10 protein-coding genes are annotated in these 17,728 nt (G+C 70.0%); 6 read left to right on the top strand and 4 right to left on the bottom strand.

Annotation, left to right across the window (positions count from 1 at the left end):
• Positions 1-224 precede the first annotated feature (224 nt).
• On the bottom strand, positions 225-794 hold the full coding sequence (locus ACLF6P_RS21020; protein WP_415952155.1) for a GNAT family N-acetyltransferase: 570 nt from the start codon (positions 792-794) through the stop codon (positions 225-227).
• A 317-nt stretch (positions 795-1,111) separates the two neighbouring features.
• Here ACLF6P_RS21020 and secA point away from each other — a divergent pair, with 317 nt between their 5' ends.
• Positions 1,112-3,979, top strand: a complete 2,868-nt coding sequence (gene secA, locus ACLF6P_RS21015) for a preprotein translocase subunit SecA (RefSeq protein WP_415952154.1) — start codon at positions 1,112-1,114, stop codon at positions 3,977-3,979.
• A gap of 177 nt (positions 3,980-4,156) precedes the next feature.
• On the opposite strand, the gene ACLF6P_RS21010 is transcribed toward secA, so the two are convergent.
• The gene (locus ACLF6P_RS21010; RefSeq protein WP_415952152.1) at positions 4,157-4,678 is read right to left on the bottom strand and encodes an Rv3235 family protein; all 522 of its coding nucleotides are present in this window, start codon (positions 4,676-4,678) and stop codon (positions 4,157-4,159) included.
• 305 nt (positions 4,679-4,983) lie between these two features.
• Here ACLF6P_RS21010 and ACLF6P_RS21005 point away from each other — a divergent pair, with 305 nt between their 5' ends.
• From ACLF6P_RS21005 to ACLF6P_RS20985, 5 genes are all read left to right on the top strand, one after another.
• Complete coding sequence (locus tag ACLF6P_RS21005; protein ID WP_415952150.1) at positions 4,984-5,490, top strand: DUF6912 family protein; 507 nt, start codon at positions 4,984-4,986, stop codon at positions 5,488-5,490.
• A 62-nt stretch (positions 5,491-5,552) separates the two neighbouring features.
• Complete coding sequence (locus tag ACLF6P_RS21000; protein ID WP_415952148.1) at positions 5,553-6,212, top strand: HAD family hydrolase; 660 nt, start codon at positions 5,553-5,555, stop codon at positions 6,210-6,212.
• A gap of 445 nt (positions 6,213-6,657) precedes the next feature.
• Positions 6,658-11,604 carry an NAD-glutamate dehydrogenase gene (locus tag ACLF6P_RS20995; protein ID WP_415952147.1) on the top strand — a complete coding sequence of 1,649 codons (4,947 nt, stop codon included), beginning with the start codon at positions 6,658-6,660 and terminating at the stop codon, positions 11,602-11,604.
• Between the two features lie 131 nt (positions 11,605-11,735).
• Positions 11,736-14,594, top strand: a complete 2,859-nt coding sequence (locus ACLF6P_RS20990) for a bifunctional glycosyltransferase/CDP-glycerol:glycerophosphate glycerophosphotransferase (protein ID WP_415952145.1) — start codon at positions 11,736-11,738, stop codon at positions 14,592-14,594.
• Positions 14,591-15,772 carry a glycosyltransferase gene (locus ACLF6P_RS20985; RefSeq protein WP_415952144.1) on the top strand — a complete coding sequence of 394 codons (1,182 nt, stop codon included), beginning with the start codon at positions 14,591-14,593 and terminating at the stop codon, positions 15,770-15,772. The genes ACLF6P_RS20990 and ACLF6P_RS20985 overlap by 4 nt, the downstream gene beginning before the upstream one ends.
• A gap of 111 nt (positions 15,773-15,883) precedes the next feature.
• On the opposite strand, the gene ACLF6P_RS20980 is transcribed toward ACLF6P_RS20985, so the two are convergent.
• Positions 15,884-16,738, bottom strand: a complete 855-nt coding sequence (locus ACLF6P_RS20980) for an ABC transporter ATP-binding protein (RefSeq protein WP_415952142.1) — start codon at positions 16,736-16,738, stop codon at positions 15,884-15,886.
• Entirely contained in the window at positions 16,731-17,651 is a 921-nt protein-coding gene (locus tag ACLF6P_RS20975) for an ABC transporter permease (protein ID WP_415952140.1), read from the bottom strand. The genes ACLF6P_RS20980 and ACLF6P_RS20975 overlap by 8 nt, the downstream gene beginning before the upstream one ends.
• Between the last annotated feature and the right edge of the window lie 77 nt (positions 17,652-17,728).

Genomic DNA, 17,728 nt, shown 5'->3' with positions numbered 1-17,728 from the left:
TACGAACCGACCCTCAAGAACACCACGAACTACTTGACGTCAGTTAGGAACTCAATGCGGGCCGGGAGCGGCAATCGGGCTGCCGGGCAAGGCGTTGACCTGGTGGGCAGGGCCGTTTGTCAGTGCCGACCGATAGCCTGAGAAGGGCTTCGGCCCCCGGGAGGGAGGGGACTGTCCGGGGAACGTCCGGGAGCCTCCGGGGAACGCCAGCTCGGCGGACCGCGTCAGCCTTCACCCGGCAGATAAGGATCCCGCGTAGGCAGCCCGACGTCGCCCGGCAGCAGGCCGGCGATCCAGCAGTCCCGGCGGCGGCCCTTGTTCAGCAGGGCCGAGCGCAGGGTGCCCTCCAGTCTGAAGCCGGCCTTCTCGGCCACCGCGCGCGAGGCATGGTTGCCGACCGCGGCCTTCCATTCGATGCGGTCGACGCGCAGTTCTTCGAAGCCCCAGCGGGTCACGGCGCGTACGGCCTCGGTCATGTAGCCCTGGCCGCGGTGTTCCTTCACCGTCCAGAAGCCGATCTCGCGGGCGTTGCCGATGCGCTCCATGAGGCCGGTCACCGCGACGAGGCGGTCCTCCTCGTCGAGGACGGCGAAGCAGTACTCCTTGCCCTCGGTCCACGCCTGCGGGGCTATCGTCCCGGCGAACATCTCAGCGTCCTCGCGGCGGTACGGCGAGGGAACGGTGGTCCAGTGCTGGACCTCGGGGTCCTGGCAGGCGGCGTACACCGCGTCGATGTCCTGGGGGCCGAGGGGGCGCAGGGTCAGTCGGTCGGTGGTGAGTGTTGCGTGGTCCATTGCGGGATTGTCCATGGTTCCGGGCGGGGGCGGCCAGGGGATATCGTTCCGGCTCCGGCGGGCGGGGATGACCGGACTCCGGTGGACGGGGATGACCGGACTGCGGCAGGCGAGGCTGAGTTTCCGGCACCTTCCGGGCCTCCTGTCCGTTGGACCTACAGGTGGACCTCCCGGCGTGACGGTGTCCTCGCATACGATGGCCGTTGCGGTGGGGGGACACCTGCCGTGTCCGTACGACCGCAGAACCGCCAGACCACAGCAGAACAGCCCACCACACTCGACCGTCCCAGGCCCGACCGGCAAGGAGACCAGCCCTCGTGTCCGTCCTCACCAAGCTCATGCGTGCAGGCGAAGGCAAGATCCTGCGCAAGCTGCACCGCATCGCGGACCAGGTCAACTCCATCGAAGAGGACTTCGAGTCCCTCTCCGACGCCGAGCTGCGCGCGCTCACCGAGGAGTACAAGGAGCGCTACCAGGAGTACGTCGACAGTGACGGCAAGTCCGGCGACAGCCTCGACGACCTGCTGCCGGAGGCCTTCGCCACCGTGCGTGAGGCCGCCAAGCGCGTCCTGGGCCAGCGTCACTACGACGTGCAGATCATGGGCGGTGCAGCCCTGCACATGGGATACGTCGCGGAGATGAAGACCGGTGAGGGCAAGACCCTCGTCGGCACGCTGCCCGCGTATCTGAACGCGCTGTCCGGCAAGGGCGTCCACCTGATCACGGTGAACGACTACCTGGCCGAGCGCGACTCCGAGCTGATGGGCCGCGTCCACAAGTTCCTGGGCCTCGAGGTCGGCTGCATCCTCGCCAACATGACCCCGGCCCAGCGCCGCGAGCAGTACGGCTGCGACATCACGTACGGCACGAACAACGAGTTCGGCTTCGACTACCTCCGCGACAACATGGCCTGGAGCCAGGACGAGCTCGTCCAGCGCGGCCACAACTTCGCGATCGTCGACGAGGTCGACTCCATCCTCGTCGACGAGGCCCGTACGCCGCTGATCATCTCCGGCCCCGCCGACCAGGCCACGAAGTGGTACGGCGACTTCGCCAAGCTGGTCACCCGCCTGAAGAAGGGCGAGGCGGGCCAGCCGCTCAAGGGCATCGAGGAGACCGGCGACTACGACGTCGACGAGAAGAAGCGCACCGTCGGCATCCACGAGTCCGGTGTCGCCAAGGTCGAGGACTGGCTGGGCATCGACAACCTCTACGAGTCGGTCAACACCCCGCTCGTCGGTTACCTGAACAACGCCATCAAGGCCAAGGAACTCTTCAAGAAGGACAAGGACTACGTCGTCATCGACGGCGAAGTCATGATCGTCGACGAGCACACCGGCCGTATCCTCGCCGGCCGCCGCTACAACGAGGGCATGCACCAGGCGATCGAGGCGAAGGAAGGGGTGGACATCAAGGACGAGAACCAGACGCTCGCCACGATCACCCTGCAGAACTTCTTCCGCCTGTACAAGCGCCGGGACTACGACAGCGGCCTGTCCGGCATGACCGGTACGGCGATGACCGAGGCCGCCGAGTTCCAGCAGATCTACAAGCTGGGCGTCGTGCCGATCCCGACCAACCGGCCGATGGTCCGCCAGGACCAGTCCGACCTGATCTACCGCACGGAGAAGGCGAAGTTCGACGCGGTCGTCGACGACATCGCCGAGAAGCACGAGCACGGCCAGCCGATCCTGGTCGGCACCGTCTCCGTCGAGAAGTCCGAGTACCTCTCGCAGCAGCTCGCCAAGCGAGGCATCCCGCACGAGGTGCTCAACGCCAAGCAGCACGACCGTGAGGCGAGCATCGTGGCCCAGGCGGGCCGCAAGGGCGCCGTCACCGTCGCCACGAACATGGCGGGCCGCGGTACCGACATCAAGCTCGGCGGCAACCCCGAGGACCTCGCCGAGGCCGAGCTGCGCCAGCAGGGCCTCGACCCCGAGGAGCACATCGAGGAGTGGGCGGCCGCGCTGCCCGCCGCGATGGAGCGCGCCGAGCAGGCCGTCAAGGACGAGCACGACGAGGTCAAGGACCTCGGCGGCCTCTATGTGCTCGGCACCGAGCGCCACGAGTCGCGCCGTATCGACAATCAGCTGCGAGGCCGCTCCGGCCGTCAGGGCGACCCCGGCGAGTCCCGTTTCTACCTCTCGCTCGGCGACGACCTGATGCGGCTGTTCAAGGCGCAGATGGTCGAGCGCGTCATGGCCATGGCCAATGTGCCGGACGATGTCCCGATCGAGAACAAGATGGTCACCCGCGCCATCGCCTCCGCCCAGTCGCAGGTCGAGCAGCAGAACTTCGAGACGCGTAAGAACGTGCTGAAGTACGACGAGGTGCTCAACCGCCAGCGCGAGGTCATCTACGGCGAGCGCCGCCGCGTCCTGGAGGGCGAGGACCTGCACGAGCAGGTGCGCCACTTCATGGACGACACCATCGACGCCTACATCGCGGCCGAGACCGCCGAGGGCTTCGCCGAGGACTGGGACCTCGACCGGCTGTGGGGCGCGTTCAAGCAGCTCTACCCGGTGAAGGTCACCGTCGAGGAGCTGGAGGACGAGGCCGGTGACCGCGCCGGTCTGACCGCCGAGTTCATCACCGACGCGATCAAGGACGACATCCACGCGCAGTACGACGCGCGCGAGGAGCAGCTCGGCTCGGAGATCATGCGTGAGCTGGAGCGCCGGGTCGTGCTGAGCGTCCTCGACCGCAAGTGGCGTGAGCACCTCTACGAGATGGACTACCTCCAGGAGGGCATCGGCCTGCGCGCGATGGCGCAGAAGGATCCCCTGGTCGAGTACCAGCGCGAGGGCTTCGACATGTTCACCGCCATGATGGAGGGCATCAAGGAGGAGTCCGTCGGCTATCTGTTCAACCTGGAGGTCCAGGTCGAGCAGCAGGTCGAGGAGGTCCCGGTCGAGGACGCGAAGCCGTCCCTCGACAAGAAGGAGGACGCTGTGCCGGCTGGTGCCGGCCGTCCCGAGATCCGCGCCAAGGGCCTGGAGGCCCCGCAGCGCCGCGGCGGTCTGCACTTCTCGGCGCCGTCCGTGGACGGCGAGGGCGGTGTCGTCGAGGGCGACCTGGTCGAGGACGCCCCGGCCGGTCCGGTGCGCTCCGCCGCGGACGGGATGACCCGCGCCGAGCGGCGCAAGGCGCAGAGGAGTGGCGGCGGACGACGCCGCAAGAAGTAGTCCGCCGCAGGACGTAGCCCCCTCTGCAGGACGTAGCCCCCTCTGCAGGACGTGGTTCCGTCTGCAAGAAGTGGTTTCGTCTGCTGGTACGTGACCGGGGTCCCGCAGTGGTGCGGGGCCCCGGTCACGTATGTGCGGGCGCGGGGCGGTCCGGGCGCGGGGCGGTCCTGGCAGGCGTCATGCGGGTGCGCCGACCCGGGCGGGGGCGCTGCGCGGGTGGCCGACCTCGACGGCCGCGCACCTCCAGCGCAGGTCGGGGCCCTGTTCCAGACGGAAGGCCATGGCCCGTACCTGTCCGCCGGCCGTGATCCGGGCGAAGGCCTCGATCACACCGTCCTCGGGGCGGTGCTCGCCACAGGCACGCAGGACGGGGCGTGTGCCCGCCGCCCGCAGCGGGGTCAGCGGGGCGAGCACGGTGAGCTGCTCGTAGGCCTCGCCCACGGTGTGGCTCAGCATCCAGTGCACCGGCCGGTGCCCGCTCAGGACGGCGAGGAGCCGTTCGGCGAACCAGTAGCGGGGGAGCGCGGTACGCCGCTGTGCGGGGACGCGGCGGGGTTCGCCGGGGCGGCGGGAGTCCCTGCGGGTGTCCTGGCGTGCGTCTTGCCGTACGCCAGGGCGCGTGTCCCGGCCGGCGTCCCGGCGGGTGGCCGGGCCGCGAGGTGCGGGCACGCGGCGGGAGGCCGGGCGGGTGCTGCTCATGGTCATATCGGATCCCCGTTCTGCCTGGTCGGGCCTGGTTACCCGTCGGTAGCTCTCGGTGAACCTTGTACGGGGAGCGCGGGGGTCGGTGCAATGCGGGGCGCGGCGGCCGAGGGGTGCCGCGGAGGTTCACCTATCAGGGTGGCCGGGTCCTTCCACGGCGGGCGCAACGGCCTCGGTGCGGGGCGCCGGGTTGACGTCGTACGGCAGCCGGGCAGCAACTCGAAAGGGGACGCCCGCACGTATCCTGAGGGCCGTCCCGTACGCCACGGGAACCCCGAACCGATGACGAAAGCGGCGGCTTCATGCGTGTCTACGTCCCCCTGACACTTGCCTCTCTCGCGCAGGCGCACCACGCGGCCGAGCTCGGGCCGGGACCGCTGACGGCGTACGCGGTGACGCCCGCGCTGCGCGAGTGGTACGTCTCCGACGACATCGAGGAACTGGAGTACGCGGCGCTCAACCGGGCCGCGGCGGCCTCCCTGCGGCTGATCGCGGGAGATCCCGCTGCGGTGCCGCGCCGGGTGGTCGTCGCGGTGGACGTGCCGGACGCGGAGGCGGCCGTAGACCCCGACCGCGGGCTCGACCGCGGGGCCCTCGGCGAGGTGCGGCTCGCGCGCGCCGTGCCGCTGCGCAAGGCGGCGGCCGTGCACGTGGACGCGGACGATGCCGTGGGCGACATCGCGGCGGCGGCCTCGGCGCTCGGGGCCGCGGACCTCGGCGACGACGACGCCCAGTTCACCGTGGACGGGGCCGAGGACCACGAGCTGCTGTGGTTCGCCACCCAGGAGATCCCCAACCTGATCGGCTGAGGGCCGCCGCCCTGCACACGCCTCCCGGCCGGATTGTCGGTGGCAGTGGGTACCGTCGAGGGATGGGGAAGCAAGCGCACATCGTCTGGGACTGGAACGGCACGCTGTTCCACGACATCGACGCCGTCATCCAGGCCACCAACGCCTCGTTCGCCGAGATCGGGCTCCCGCCCATCACGCTCGAGCGCTACCGGGACCTGTACTGCGTGCCGGTGCCCAGGTTCTACGAGCGGCTGATGGGCCGGACACCGACACCGGCCGAGTGGGCCGTGATGGACGAGGCCTTCCACCGGCACTACTGGGCGTTCGCCGAGTCCGCCGGGCTCGCCGAGGGCGCCGGGCGGCTGCTCGCCGAGTGGCAGGAGGCCGGGCTGACCCAGTCGATGTGCTCGCTCGCCCCGCATGACCGGCTGCTGCCGATCGTACGGACGCATGGCATCGAGGAGCGTTTCCTGCGCGTGGACGGACGCGTGGGCGGTTCCACGGACGGCAAGGCCGGCCAGATGGCGCGGCACCTGGCGGCGCTCGACGGGGTCGATGCCGGGCGGGCCGTGGTCATCGGGGACGCCGTGGACGATGCGGTGGCGGCCGCGCATGTCGGTGCGCGGGCGGTGCTGTACACCGGAGGTTCGCACAGCCGGGCCAGCCTGGCCGCGGCGGGTGTGCCGGTGGTGGACAGCCTTGCCGAGGCCGTGGCGGAGGCGGAGCGGTGCGTGGCGTGAGGCGGAGCGTCTCGTGGGATGGCAGGAGAGCGGCCGGCGCCCATTACGCCCCCTGTGCTCCCCTCGTCTCTGTCCAGACTGTCAAAGTTCGCCCCCGTCTTTTCGGCCGAACCGTCCCATGACGGTCTCCGGTCCGATCGGGATAGCCTGTAGGGCGTGATCAGTGCGATAAGCCGCGGGGGCAGCGGAGCCCCCCGCCTTCGCCCGGCCGACCGCCGGGCGTGGGAGGCCACCGCCGAGAGCCCGTGCGGTACATCCGCGGGCTCCGAGATCCATGGGGGCGCAACCCGTTCTTCGGCCCATGGCGCCCCACGCTTCCAGGACCACGGCATACCGTCGACAGCAGCCCGGCACCCCGGGACGCGGCGCTCTGCCGTAAGCGTCATCAAGGGCAGTTTTCCCGATTTCTACGTCACGCAACGGCGCGCGACAGGAGCCAGAGGACATGCAGACCAAGCTGGACGAAGCCAAGGCCGAGCTGCTCGCACGGGCCGCCCGGGTCGCTGAGCACAGCCCGGTCGGAGGGCACCTCCCGACCGGCGCCGAAGGTGAGGACGCCCCCGACGGCGACACCGTCCTCACGTATCTCCAGCGCTACTACCTGCACACCGCGCCCGAGGACCTGACCGACCGCGACCCGGTCGATGTCTTCGGCGCCGCACTCTCGCACTACCGCCTGGCCGAGAACCGGCCGCAGGGCACCGCCAGCGTCCGGGTGCAGACCCCGACCGTGGAGGAGAACGGCTGGACCTCCAGCCACTCGGTGGTCGAGGTCGTCACGGACGACATGCCCTTCCTCGTCGACTCGGTGACCAACGAGCTGTCCCGCCAGGGCCGCGGCATCCACGTCGTGATCCACCCGCAGGTGGTCGTACGCCGTGATGTCACCGGCAAGCTGATCGAGGCCATCACCGACAGCGCGGCCGCGCAGAAGGCCTCCGAGGGCGCACACGACACGGTGGTCGAGTCCTGGATCCACGTCGAGATCGACCGTGAGACCGACCGCGCCGACCTCAAGCAGATCACCGCCGACCTGCTGCGCGTCCTGTCCGACGTCCGCGAGGCCGTCGAGGACTGGGAGAAGATGCGCGAGGCCGCGCTGCGCATCGCCGAGGACCTGCCGACCGAGCCGACCGCCGACGACCTGCGCGAGCAGGACATCGAGGAGGCCCGCGAGCTGCTGCGCTGGCTGGCCGACGACCACTTCACCTTCCTCGGCTACCGCGAGTACGACCTCACCGACGAGGACTCGCTCACCGCCGTGCCGGGCACCGGCCTCGGCATCCTGCGCTCCGACCCGCACCACACCGAGGGCGACGAGGCGCACCCGGTCAGCCCCTCCTTCAACCGGCTGCCCGCCGACGCCCGCGCGAAGGCCCGCGAGCACAAGCTCCTGGTGCTCACCAAGGCCAACAGCCGGGCCACCGTGCACCGCCCGAGCTACCTCGACTACGTCGGCGTGAAGAAGTTCGACGCCGAGGGCAACGTCGTCGGCGAGCGCCGCTTCCTCGGCCTGTTCTCCTCGGCCGCGTACACCGAGTCGGTGCGCCGCGTCCCGGTGATCCGCCGCAAGGTCGAGCAGGTACTCAAGGCCGCCGGCTTCTCGCCCAACAGTCACGACGGCCGCGACCTGCTGCAGATCCTCGAGACGTACCCGCGCGACGAGCTCTTCCAGACCCCGGTCGACGAGCTGCGCGAGATCGCCACCAGCGTCCTGTACCTGCAGGAGCGCCGGCGCCTGCGCCTCTACCTGCGCAAGGACGAGTACGGGCGCTACTACTCGGCCCTGGTCTACCTGCCGCGCGACCGCTACACCACCGGCGTCCGGCTGCGCATCATCGACATCCTCAAGGAGGAGCTCGGCGGCACCAGCGTCGACTTCACCGCCTGGAACACCGAGTCGATCCTGTCCCGGCTGCACTTCGTCGTCCGTGTCGCCCCCGGCACCGAGCTGCCGCTGCTCTCCGATGTCGACAAGGACCGTATCGAGGCCCGTCTGGTCGAGGCGGCCCGCTCCTGGGCCGACGGCTTCGCCGAGGCGCTCAACGCCGAACTCGGCGAGGAGCGCGCCGCCGAACTGCTCCGCAAGTACTCCGGCGCCTTCCAGGAGGGGTACAAGGCCGACCACTCGCCGCGCGCCGCGGTCGCCGACCTCGTCCACCTCGAAGCCCTCAACCAGAGCGACCAGGACTTCGCGCTCTCGCTCTACGAGCCGGTCGGCGCGGGCCCCGGCGAGCGCCGCTTCAAGATCTACCGCTCCGGCGAGCAGGTCTCCCTGTCCGCGGTGCTGCCCGTGCTGCAGCGCCTGGGCTGCGAGGTCGTCGACGAGCGCCCGTACGAACTGCGCACCAGCGACCGCAACACCGCCTGGATCTACGACTTCGGCCTGCGCATGCCGAAGCCGAACGGCAACGGCGACTACCTGGCGGACGACGCCCGCGAGCGTTTCCAGCAGGCCTTCGCGGCCGTGTGGACGGGCAAGGCCGAGAACGACGGCTTCAACTCCCTCGTGCTGCGCGCCGGTCTGGGCTGGCGGCAGGCGATGGTGCTGCGCGCGTACGCGAAGTACCTGCGCCAGGCCGGCTCGAAGTTCAGCCAGGACTACATGGAGGACACCCTCCGCAACAACGTCCACACCACCCGCCTCCTCGTCTCCCTCTTCGAGGCGCGGCTGTCCCCCGACCGCCAGCGGGCCGGCACCGAGCTGACCGACGGGCTGCTCGAAGAGGTCGACGGCGCGCTCGACCAGGTGGCGAGCCTCGACGAGGACCGGATCCTGCGGTCCTTCCTCACCGTCATCAAGGCCACCCTGCGCACGAATTTCTTCCAGGAGGCCGCGGGCGGCACCTGGCACTCGTACGTCTCCATGAAGCTCGACCCGCAGGCCATCCCCGACCTGCCCGAGCCGCGTCCCGCCTATGAGATCTGGGTGTACTCGCCGCGCGTCGAGGGTGTGCACCTGCGCTTCGGCAAGGTCGCGCGCGGCGGTCTTCGCTGGTCGGACCGCCGGGAGGACTTCCGTACGGAGATCCTCGGCCTGGTGAAGGCGCAGATGGTGAAGAACACCGTCATCGTGCCGGTCGGCGCGAAGGGCGGCTTCGTCGCCAAGCAGTTGCCCGACCCCGCCAAGGACCGGGACGCGTGGCTCGCCGAGGGTGTGGCCAGCTACAAGACCTTCATCTCGGCGCTGCTCGACATCACCGACAACATGGTGGCCGGCGAGGTCGTGCCCCCGGCCGACGTCGTACGGCACGACGAGGACGACACGTATCTGGTGGTCGCGGCCGACAAGGGCACGGCCACGTTCTCCGACATCGCCAACGAGGTCGCCGAGTCGTACAACTTCTGGCTCGGTGACGCCTTCGCCTCCGGCGGCAGTGCCGGTTACGACCACAAGGGCATGGGCATCACCGCCCGCGGTGCCTGGGAGTCCGTGAAGCGGCACTTCCGCGAGCTGGGCGTCGACACCCAGACCGAGGAGTTCACGGTCGTCGGCGTCGGCGACATGAGCGGTGACGTCTTCGGCAACGGCATGCTGCTCTCCGAGCACATCCGCCTGGTCGCCGCCTTCGACCATCGGCACATCTTCATCGACCCGAACCCGGACGCGGCCGTCTCCTACGCCGAGCGCCGCCGCCTGTTCGAGCTGCCGCGCAGCTCCTGGGCCGACTACAACACCGAGCTGCTCTCCGCGGGCGGCGGGATCTTCCCCCGCTCGGCCAAGTCGATCCCGCTGAACGCGCACATCCGCGAGGCGCTCGGCATCGAGACCGGCGTCGCCAAGATGACCCCGGCCGAGCTGATGCAGGCGATCCTCTCCTCGCCGGTCGACCTGCTGTGGAACGGCGGCATCGGCACCTACGTGAAGTCCTCCGCCGAGTCGAACGCCGACGTCGGCGACAAGGCGAACGACGCCATCCGCGTCAACGGCAGCGGCCTCAGGGTCAAGGTCGTCGGCGAGGGCGGCAACCTGGGCCTGACCCAGCTCGGCCGGATCGAGTTCGCGCAGCACGGCGGACGCGTCAACACCGACGCGATCGACAACAGCGCGGGCGTGGACACCTCCGACCACGAGGTGAACATCAAGATCCTGCTCAACGCGGTCGTCGCCAACGGCGACATGACCGTCAAGCAGCGCAACAAGCTGCTCGCCGAGATGACCGACGAGGTCGGCAGGCTGGTGCTGCGCAACAACTACGCGCAGAACACCGCCCTCGCCAACGCCATCGCCCAGTCCTCCTCGATGCTCCACGCCCAGCAGCGCTTCATGCGCACCCTGGTGCGCGAGGGCAGGCTCGACCGGGCCATCGAGTTCCTGCCGACCGAGCGGCAGATCCGGGAGCGCCTCGCGGGTGAGCACGGTCTGACCCAGCCGGAGACGGCGGTGCTCCTCGCGTACACGAAGATCACCGTGGCGCAGGACCTGATCGCCACCAGCCTCCCCGACGACCCGTATCTGCAGAGCCTCCTGCACGCCTACTTCCCGACGGCGCTGCGCGAGAACTTCACCGAGCAGATCGAGGCGCACGCGCTGCGCCGCGAGATCGTCACTACGGTCCTGGTGAACGACACGGTCAACGCGGGCGGTACGAGCTTCTTGCACCGGATGCGCGAGGAGACCGGCGCCTCGCTCGAAGAGGTCGTACGGGCGCACACCGCGGCCCGGGAGATCTTCGGGCTCTCCGAGGTGTGGGACGCGGTCGAGGCCCTGGACAACACGGTCGCCGCCGACGTCCAGACCCGGATCCGGCTGCACTCGCGCCGCCTCGTGGAGCGCGGCACCCGCTGGATGCTCAACAACCGGCCGCAGCCGCTGGAACTCGCCGGGACCATCACCTTCTTCAGCGAGGGCGTCCACCAGGTGTGGGCCGAGCTGCCGAAGCTGCTGCGCGGCGCGGACCTGGAGTGGTACCAGCAGATCTTCGAGGAGCTGACCGCGGCCGCCGTGCCGGAGGAGCTGGCGCAGCGCGTTGCCGGGTTCTCCTCGGTGTTCCCGACCCTCGACATCGTGCTGATCGCCGACCGGACCGGCAAGGACCCGCTCGCCGTCGCCGAGGTCTACTACGACCTCGCGGACCGGCTCACCATCACCCAGCTGATGGACCGGATCAGCGCCCTGCCGCGCGCCGACCGCTGGTCGTCGATGGCCCGTGCGGCGATCCGCGAGGACCTGTACGCGGCACACGCGGCGCTCACCTCGGAGGTCCTGTCCGTGGGCAACGGCGGCGCGTCGCCGGAGCAGCGCTTCAAGGCCTGGCAGGAGCAGAACGCGGCGATCCTGGGCCGCGCGAAGACGACCCTGGACGAGATCCAGGGCTCGGACTCCTTCGACCTGGCGAACCTGTCGGTGGCGATGCGCACGATGCGGACGCTGCTGAGGTCGCACAGCTGAGACGCCGTCGAGGTCGCACGACCGAGCGGACCGGTGGGAATCCGGTGAGGAGGGGCGGTGCCTTCGGGCGCCGCCCCTTCCGGGTTCACCGTCTCGCCCCGAACCGATGAGCGGTCGATACTGTTCGGGTGATGTACCCCGATGTGTCCGTTGTCGTGATCGTTCACAACGACGAGGCGCGCCTGCCCACCGCCGTGCGCTCCGTCCTCGGCCAGACCCTGCGCGGCGTCGAAGCCGTCATCGTGGACGACTGCAGTACGGACGGCTCGTACGCCGTGGCGCAGCGCCTCGCCGCGGAGCACCCGGGCCGGGTGCGCGCGTACCGGCTGCCGGAGAACAGCGGTGGCTGCGGAGCGCCCCGCAACCACGGCATCGGGCAGGCCCGCGGTGCCTACCTGATGTTCCTGGACAGCGACGACGTCCTGGAACGCAATGCCTGCCGGAACATGCTGGAGGCGGCACGGACCACGGACGCCGACCTCGTCTCCGGCCTGTGCGTACGGGTGTACCTCGACTCGCGGCACGGGAAGCAGTCCGAGTGGTACCCCTGGCTGTACCGGCGCACCCGCACCATCGACTCGGTCACCGAACTGCCGGACCTGCTCGTCTTCGACACGCTCTCCACCAACAAGTGCTACCGCCGCGCGTTCCTGCAGGAGGCGGGGCTGCGCTTCCCGGTGGGCATCCACTACGAGGACCTGCTCTTCTCCGCCCAGGCCTATGTGGCCGCGCGCCGCATCACCCTGATCCCCAACCGGGTGTACGAGTGGCGGGTCGTCGAGAAGGCCACGGCGAAGTCGATCAGCAACCGCCGTCACGAGATCGCCAACTTCGCCCACCGGATGGAGATCCACCGCCGCATCGACGCCCTACTCGCCGAGCGCGGCCTCACGGAGCTGAAGCTGGCCAAGGACGTCAAGTTCCTCAAGCACGATCTCGTACTGCACCTGCGGGACCTGCCGTTCCGTGATGCCGGCTACCGCGAGGAGTTCGCCCGGATCGCCCGCGACTATCTGGACACCGTGGACCCCGCGGCCGCCGAGCAGGTGCAGCCCCTGCAGGCCGTCTGCGCCTATCTGCTGAGCCGGGGCGACTGGGACCGGCTGCTGCCCGCCGTCGACAGCCTCACCAACCGCGACAAGATCTCCTCCCCGCTCGTCGAACGCGAGGGCCGCGTCTACTGGTGCGCCGAACACCTCGACGATCCCCAGGGCCGCAGGATCCTGGATGTCACCGAACTCGGCCACCACACCAAAGCCCTCGACCAGATGTTCCTGCGCAACGAGCTCACCGCCTACGAGGAGCGGGGCGGCGCGGTGCGGATGGCCGGGCGCATCACCAATCCGCTCGGGATCATCGGGCCGGGCGCACGGCTCACCGGCGAGCTCGAATTCCGCGCCCGCCGCCGCAGCCTGCAGTCCTTCCGCTTCCCGGTGGCTTCGCTGGCGCACGAGGGCGAGACGGTGGCCTGGGAGGCCACGGCCGATCTGACGAAGGGCCTGCGGCCGCTCGGCATCGTGGACGCGGTCTGGGACGTACGTCTCCACCTGAAGGCCGACGGCGTCCGCACCACCACCCGGCTCACCGCGGGCGAGCCCGGCCTGGCCGAGGGCCTGCTCCCGGTGCGGCCGCGCCTGACCCGGCTCGTGGCCGACCACATCGAACCCACGGTCTCCCGGCGCGGGCATCTGGCCTTCCGCCTGGTCGGCCGGAACGCCGTTACGGGCCGGGCGCGCGAGCTCATCGGCCGGGGCGTCCACGGAACCCCCGGACGACTTGCCAAAGCCGGCTACCGCCACGCCGAATCCCTGCGCGCGAAGGCGACCTCCGGCGAGGCCAAGGTCCGGCTCTACCGCGAGGTTTTCAGCCGGCTGCCGCTCAGGAAGGGCCTCGTGGTCTTCGAGAGCCACCTGGGCAAGCAGTACAGCGACAGCCCTCGAGCCCTCTACGAGGAGATGCGCCGCCAGGGCATCGACTTCGAGGCGGTCTGGTCGTACGCGGGCCCGAGCCCCCGGGGATTCCCCGAGGACGCCACCCTCGTCCGCCGCTGGTCACTGCCCTACCTGCGGGCACTCGCGCAGGCCGAGTTCTGGATCGACAACCAGAGCTATCCGCTGAAGCTCGCCAAACGGCCCGGCACCACGTACATCCAGACCTGGCACGGCTCCGCCCTCAAACGCATGGGCTTCGACGAGCCCGCCTGGAAGCTGAAGCCAAGGCCGCAGCGGGAGGAACAGCAGGCCACCCTCGACCGCTTCGACCGCTTCCTGATCCGTTCGGAGCACGACGTGCGCACCCTCGCCAAGGCCTTCCGGCTCAAGGAGAAGACCCTCCTGCGCGTGGGCTATCCGCGCAACGACGCCCTGGTGCGCGCCCGGGAGCGCGAGCGGGCCGAGGGCCGGCGCGAGCGCGGCCCGCTCGCCGCCGGACTCGGCATCCCGTACGACCGGCAGGTGCTGCTGTACGCGCCCACCTTCCGCCGGCACGGCGCCAGGAACGGCCGCTTCGAGCTGCCCTTCGACGTGGAGCGCTTCGCCGCGCAGTTCGGCGAACGCTTCGTGCTCCTGGTCCGCTCGCACTACCTCGACCACGTGGTGCTCCCGCCGTCCGTGCGCGGCCGCGTCCTCGACGTGTCCGCGCATCACGACGTGACCGAGCTGATGGAGCTGAGCGACGCGCTGATCACCGACTACTCCTCGGTGATGTTCGACTACGCCCTCCTCGACCGCCCGATGCTCTTCTTCACCTACGACTACGAGGAGTACGTGCACGAAGGCCGCGGCACCTACTTCGACCTCCTGGAGCGCGCGCCCGGACCGGTCGTCCGCACCGAGGACGAGCTGTACGCCGCGCTCGGCTCGCTGGACGAACAGCAGGTCGAGTACGCCGCAGGCCGCGAGCGGTTCGTGGCCGAGTTCGGCGAGTACGACCAGGGCACGGCCGCCCGCAGCATCGTCGAGCAGTTCTTCTCCCACCGGAGCCGCGGATGAGTACCCAGAAGGCCGCAGCGGACGGGCGGGCGGATGCTCTGCGGGACATCTTCATCGTCTCCAACAGCGTGGACGAGCTGGGCGGCGTCACCAGCTGGTCGCACCAGATGGCCCGCCTCTTCAGCGCGCGCGGCCACCGGGTCCATGTCATCGGCATCACCGCAGCCGCACAGCAGCAGGACATCGGCGGGAGCCTCCCGTACGCCACCACCACGCTGTACGACGTCCCCCCGCCGCGCATCGGACCGGCGCGCGGCGTCAAGGGGCGGCTCGACCTCGCCGGGCGGCGGCTGCGGCACGAGCGGCGGGCGGCGATGCACGAGCAGGCTGCCAGGCTCACCGCGCTGTTCGTACGGGCGAGGCCCGGCGCGGTCGTGATCGTCACGCAGGTGTGGGCGATGGAATGGGTGGCGCTCGCCGACACCTCCGGCCTGACGGTGATCGGCATGAGCCATGAGTCCTTCGCGTACTCGCGGGCCACCTCGCGCTTCGAACGGGTGCAGAAGTACTACAAGGACGTCGACCGGATGCTCGCCCTCACCCGCGAGGACGCCGATCTGTGGATCCGGCAGGGTATGGACAACGCCTCGTATCTGCCGAACCCGCTGCCCTTCATGCCCAAGGAGCCCTCGCCGCGCTCCGCGAAGGTCGTCACCAGCATCGGGCGGCTGCACGACCAGAAGGGCATCGACATGCTCCTGGACACCTGGGCCGAGCTCGCGCCGCGCCAACCGGAGTGGACGCTGCGGATTTACGGCTCCGGCGAGGACGAGGAGCTCCTCCGCAAGCAGTGCACCGCGCTCGGGCTCGACGGCTCGGTGCAGTGGATGGGGCGTACGAACGATGTCCCGGGGGCGCTGCGCGGTGCCTCGGTCTTCGTGCAGTCCTCACGCGGCGAGGGCTTCCCGCTCGCCCTGATGGAGGCGATGGCGATGGCGGTGCCCTGCGCCGCCTTCGACTGCGCGCCGGGCGTCCGCGAGATCATCCACGACGGCGAGGACGGGCTGCTCGCCGGCCCCGGCAACACCGGGGAACTCGCGCGCAGGCTCGACCTGCTGATGTCCGACCGGGAGCTGCGGGATGCGATGGGCGAGCTGGCGCGGCAGCGTATCCGGCGCTATACGCCGGGGGAGATCGTACGGCGCTGGGAGGAGCTGTTCGCGTTCCTCGAGCGGTGAGGGGCGCTGACGGTTCGGGGTGCCGAACCAGGTTGCCCCGAACCGGGGTCGCCCCGAGCTGAAGTTGCCCCGAGCTGAAGTTGCCCCGCCCCGAGTCCGGGCGCCCGGTGCTCACTTGCCCGTGAAGCGTTCGTACTCCTTCAGGACGTCGTCGGTCGGTCCGTCGAGGAGCAGTTCGCCCTTCTCCAGCCAGAGCACCCGCTCACACGTGTCGCGGATCGACTTGTTGCTGTGGCTGACCAGGAAGACCGTGCCCGCCTTGGCGCGCAGCTCGCGGATGCGCTGCTCGGAGCGCTTCTGGAAGCGGCGGTCGCCGGTCGCGAGGGCCTCGTCGATGAGGAGCACGTCATGGTCCTTGGCGGCACCGATCGCGAAGCGGAGCCGGGCCTTCATGCCCGAGGAATAGGTGCGCATGGGCAGCGAGATGAAGTCGCCCTTCTCGTTCACCCCGGAGAAGTCGACGATCTCCTGATGGCGCTCCCGCACCTGCTCGCGGGACATGCCCATGGCGAGGCAGCCCAGGGTGACATTGCGTTCGCCGGTCAGATCGTCCATCAGGGCGGCGTTGACCCCCATCAGGGAGGGCTGGCCGTCGGTGTAGATGCGGCCGTTCTCGCAGGGCAGCAGCCCGGCGACGGCGCGCAGGAGGGTGGACTTGCCTGAGCCGTTGGTGCCGATCAGGCCGATGGCCTCGCCGCGGTAGGCGGTGAAGGAGACGCCCTTGACGGCGTGCACCTCCCGCACGCCCGGACGGCCCCGGCGGCCGAGGATGCGGCTGAGCGCCGAGGTGGCGCTGCCGCTGCCGCCGCTGCCGCCGTTGACGCGGTAGACGATGTCGACGCCGTCGGCGATGACGGTGGGGGTGCGCTCCCCGGCCGGCTGGGCGGGGACGGGGGAGGCGGCCGCCGCGGGGGCGGTGGCCGGGGTGGGGCCCGCCGGGCGGGGCTCGGTCAGGGTGTCAGCCACGGCCGTAGGTCTCCTCTGCCTTCCAGAAGTAGATGAATCCGCCCACTCCGGCGAGCAGCGCCCAGCCGAGGGCCCAGCCCCAGACATGCTGCGGGAGCTGTCCCGCGTGGAAGCTGTCGATCAGGGCGTAGCGGATGAGGTCGATGTAGACGGCGGCCGGATTGTGCTCGAGGACGGCGTGCACCGTGGGCGGGATGTTCGCGCTGCGGGCGATGTGGTCGAGCGAGAACATCACGCCGGAGGCGTACATCCAGGTGCGCAGCACGAACGGCATCAGCTGACCGATGTCCGGGGTCTTCGCGCAGAGGCGGGCCATGACCATGGCGAGGCCCGCGTTGAACACGAACTGCAGCACCAGCGCCGGGAGCACGAGCAGCCACCGCGGGGTGAGGGGCAGACCGCAGACGAGGACGATCCCGGCCAGCGCGATCATCGAGAAGAGCAGCTGCTGCAGCTGCTGCAGGCAGAACGAGACCGGCAGCGCCGCCCGCGGGAAGTGCAGTGCCCGTACGAGACCCAGGTTGCCGGAGACCGCCTTGGTGCCCGCGAGCACCGAGGACTGCGTGAAGGTGAAGACGAAGACGCCGGTGACCAGGAACGGGATGTAGTCCGGCACGCCCCGTCTGACGTCCATCAGGACGCCGAAGATCAGGTAGTAGACCCCCGCGTTGAGCAGCGGTGTCATCACCTGCCACAGCTGGCCGAGCTTCGCCTGGCTGTACTGGCCTGTCAGTTTGGCGGTGGCGAAGGCGGTGATGAAGTGCCGGCGGCGCCACAGCTGGGCGGCGTAGGCCCCCAGCGGCGGCCGGGCATTGGAGACGCTCAGGCCGTGGCGCTCGGCCAGCTCCCGGGCGGAGAGGGTGTCCGGCCGGGAAGTCGGGGGTGCCGGTGGGGCAGCCAGGGCCTGACTCACGTATGACCTCGCCTTGCTTCGCTGTTACGTCGGGACGGACCCGTATCGTCGCAACGTGAGACTAGAGCGGATCGACG

Origin of the sequence: Streptomyces lothianensis (assembly GCF_047779955.1) — a bacterium.
Taxonomy (GTDB): Bacteria; Actinomycetota; Actinomycetes; order Streptomycetales; family Streptomycetaceae; genus Streptomyces.
Note: the sequence above shows the minus strand (reverse complement) of the source record. Positions and strands in the feature narration are given on the sequence as shown.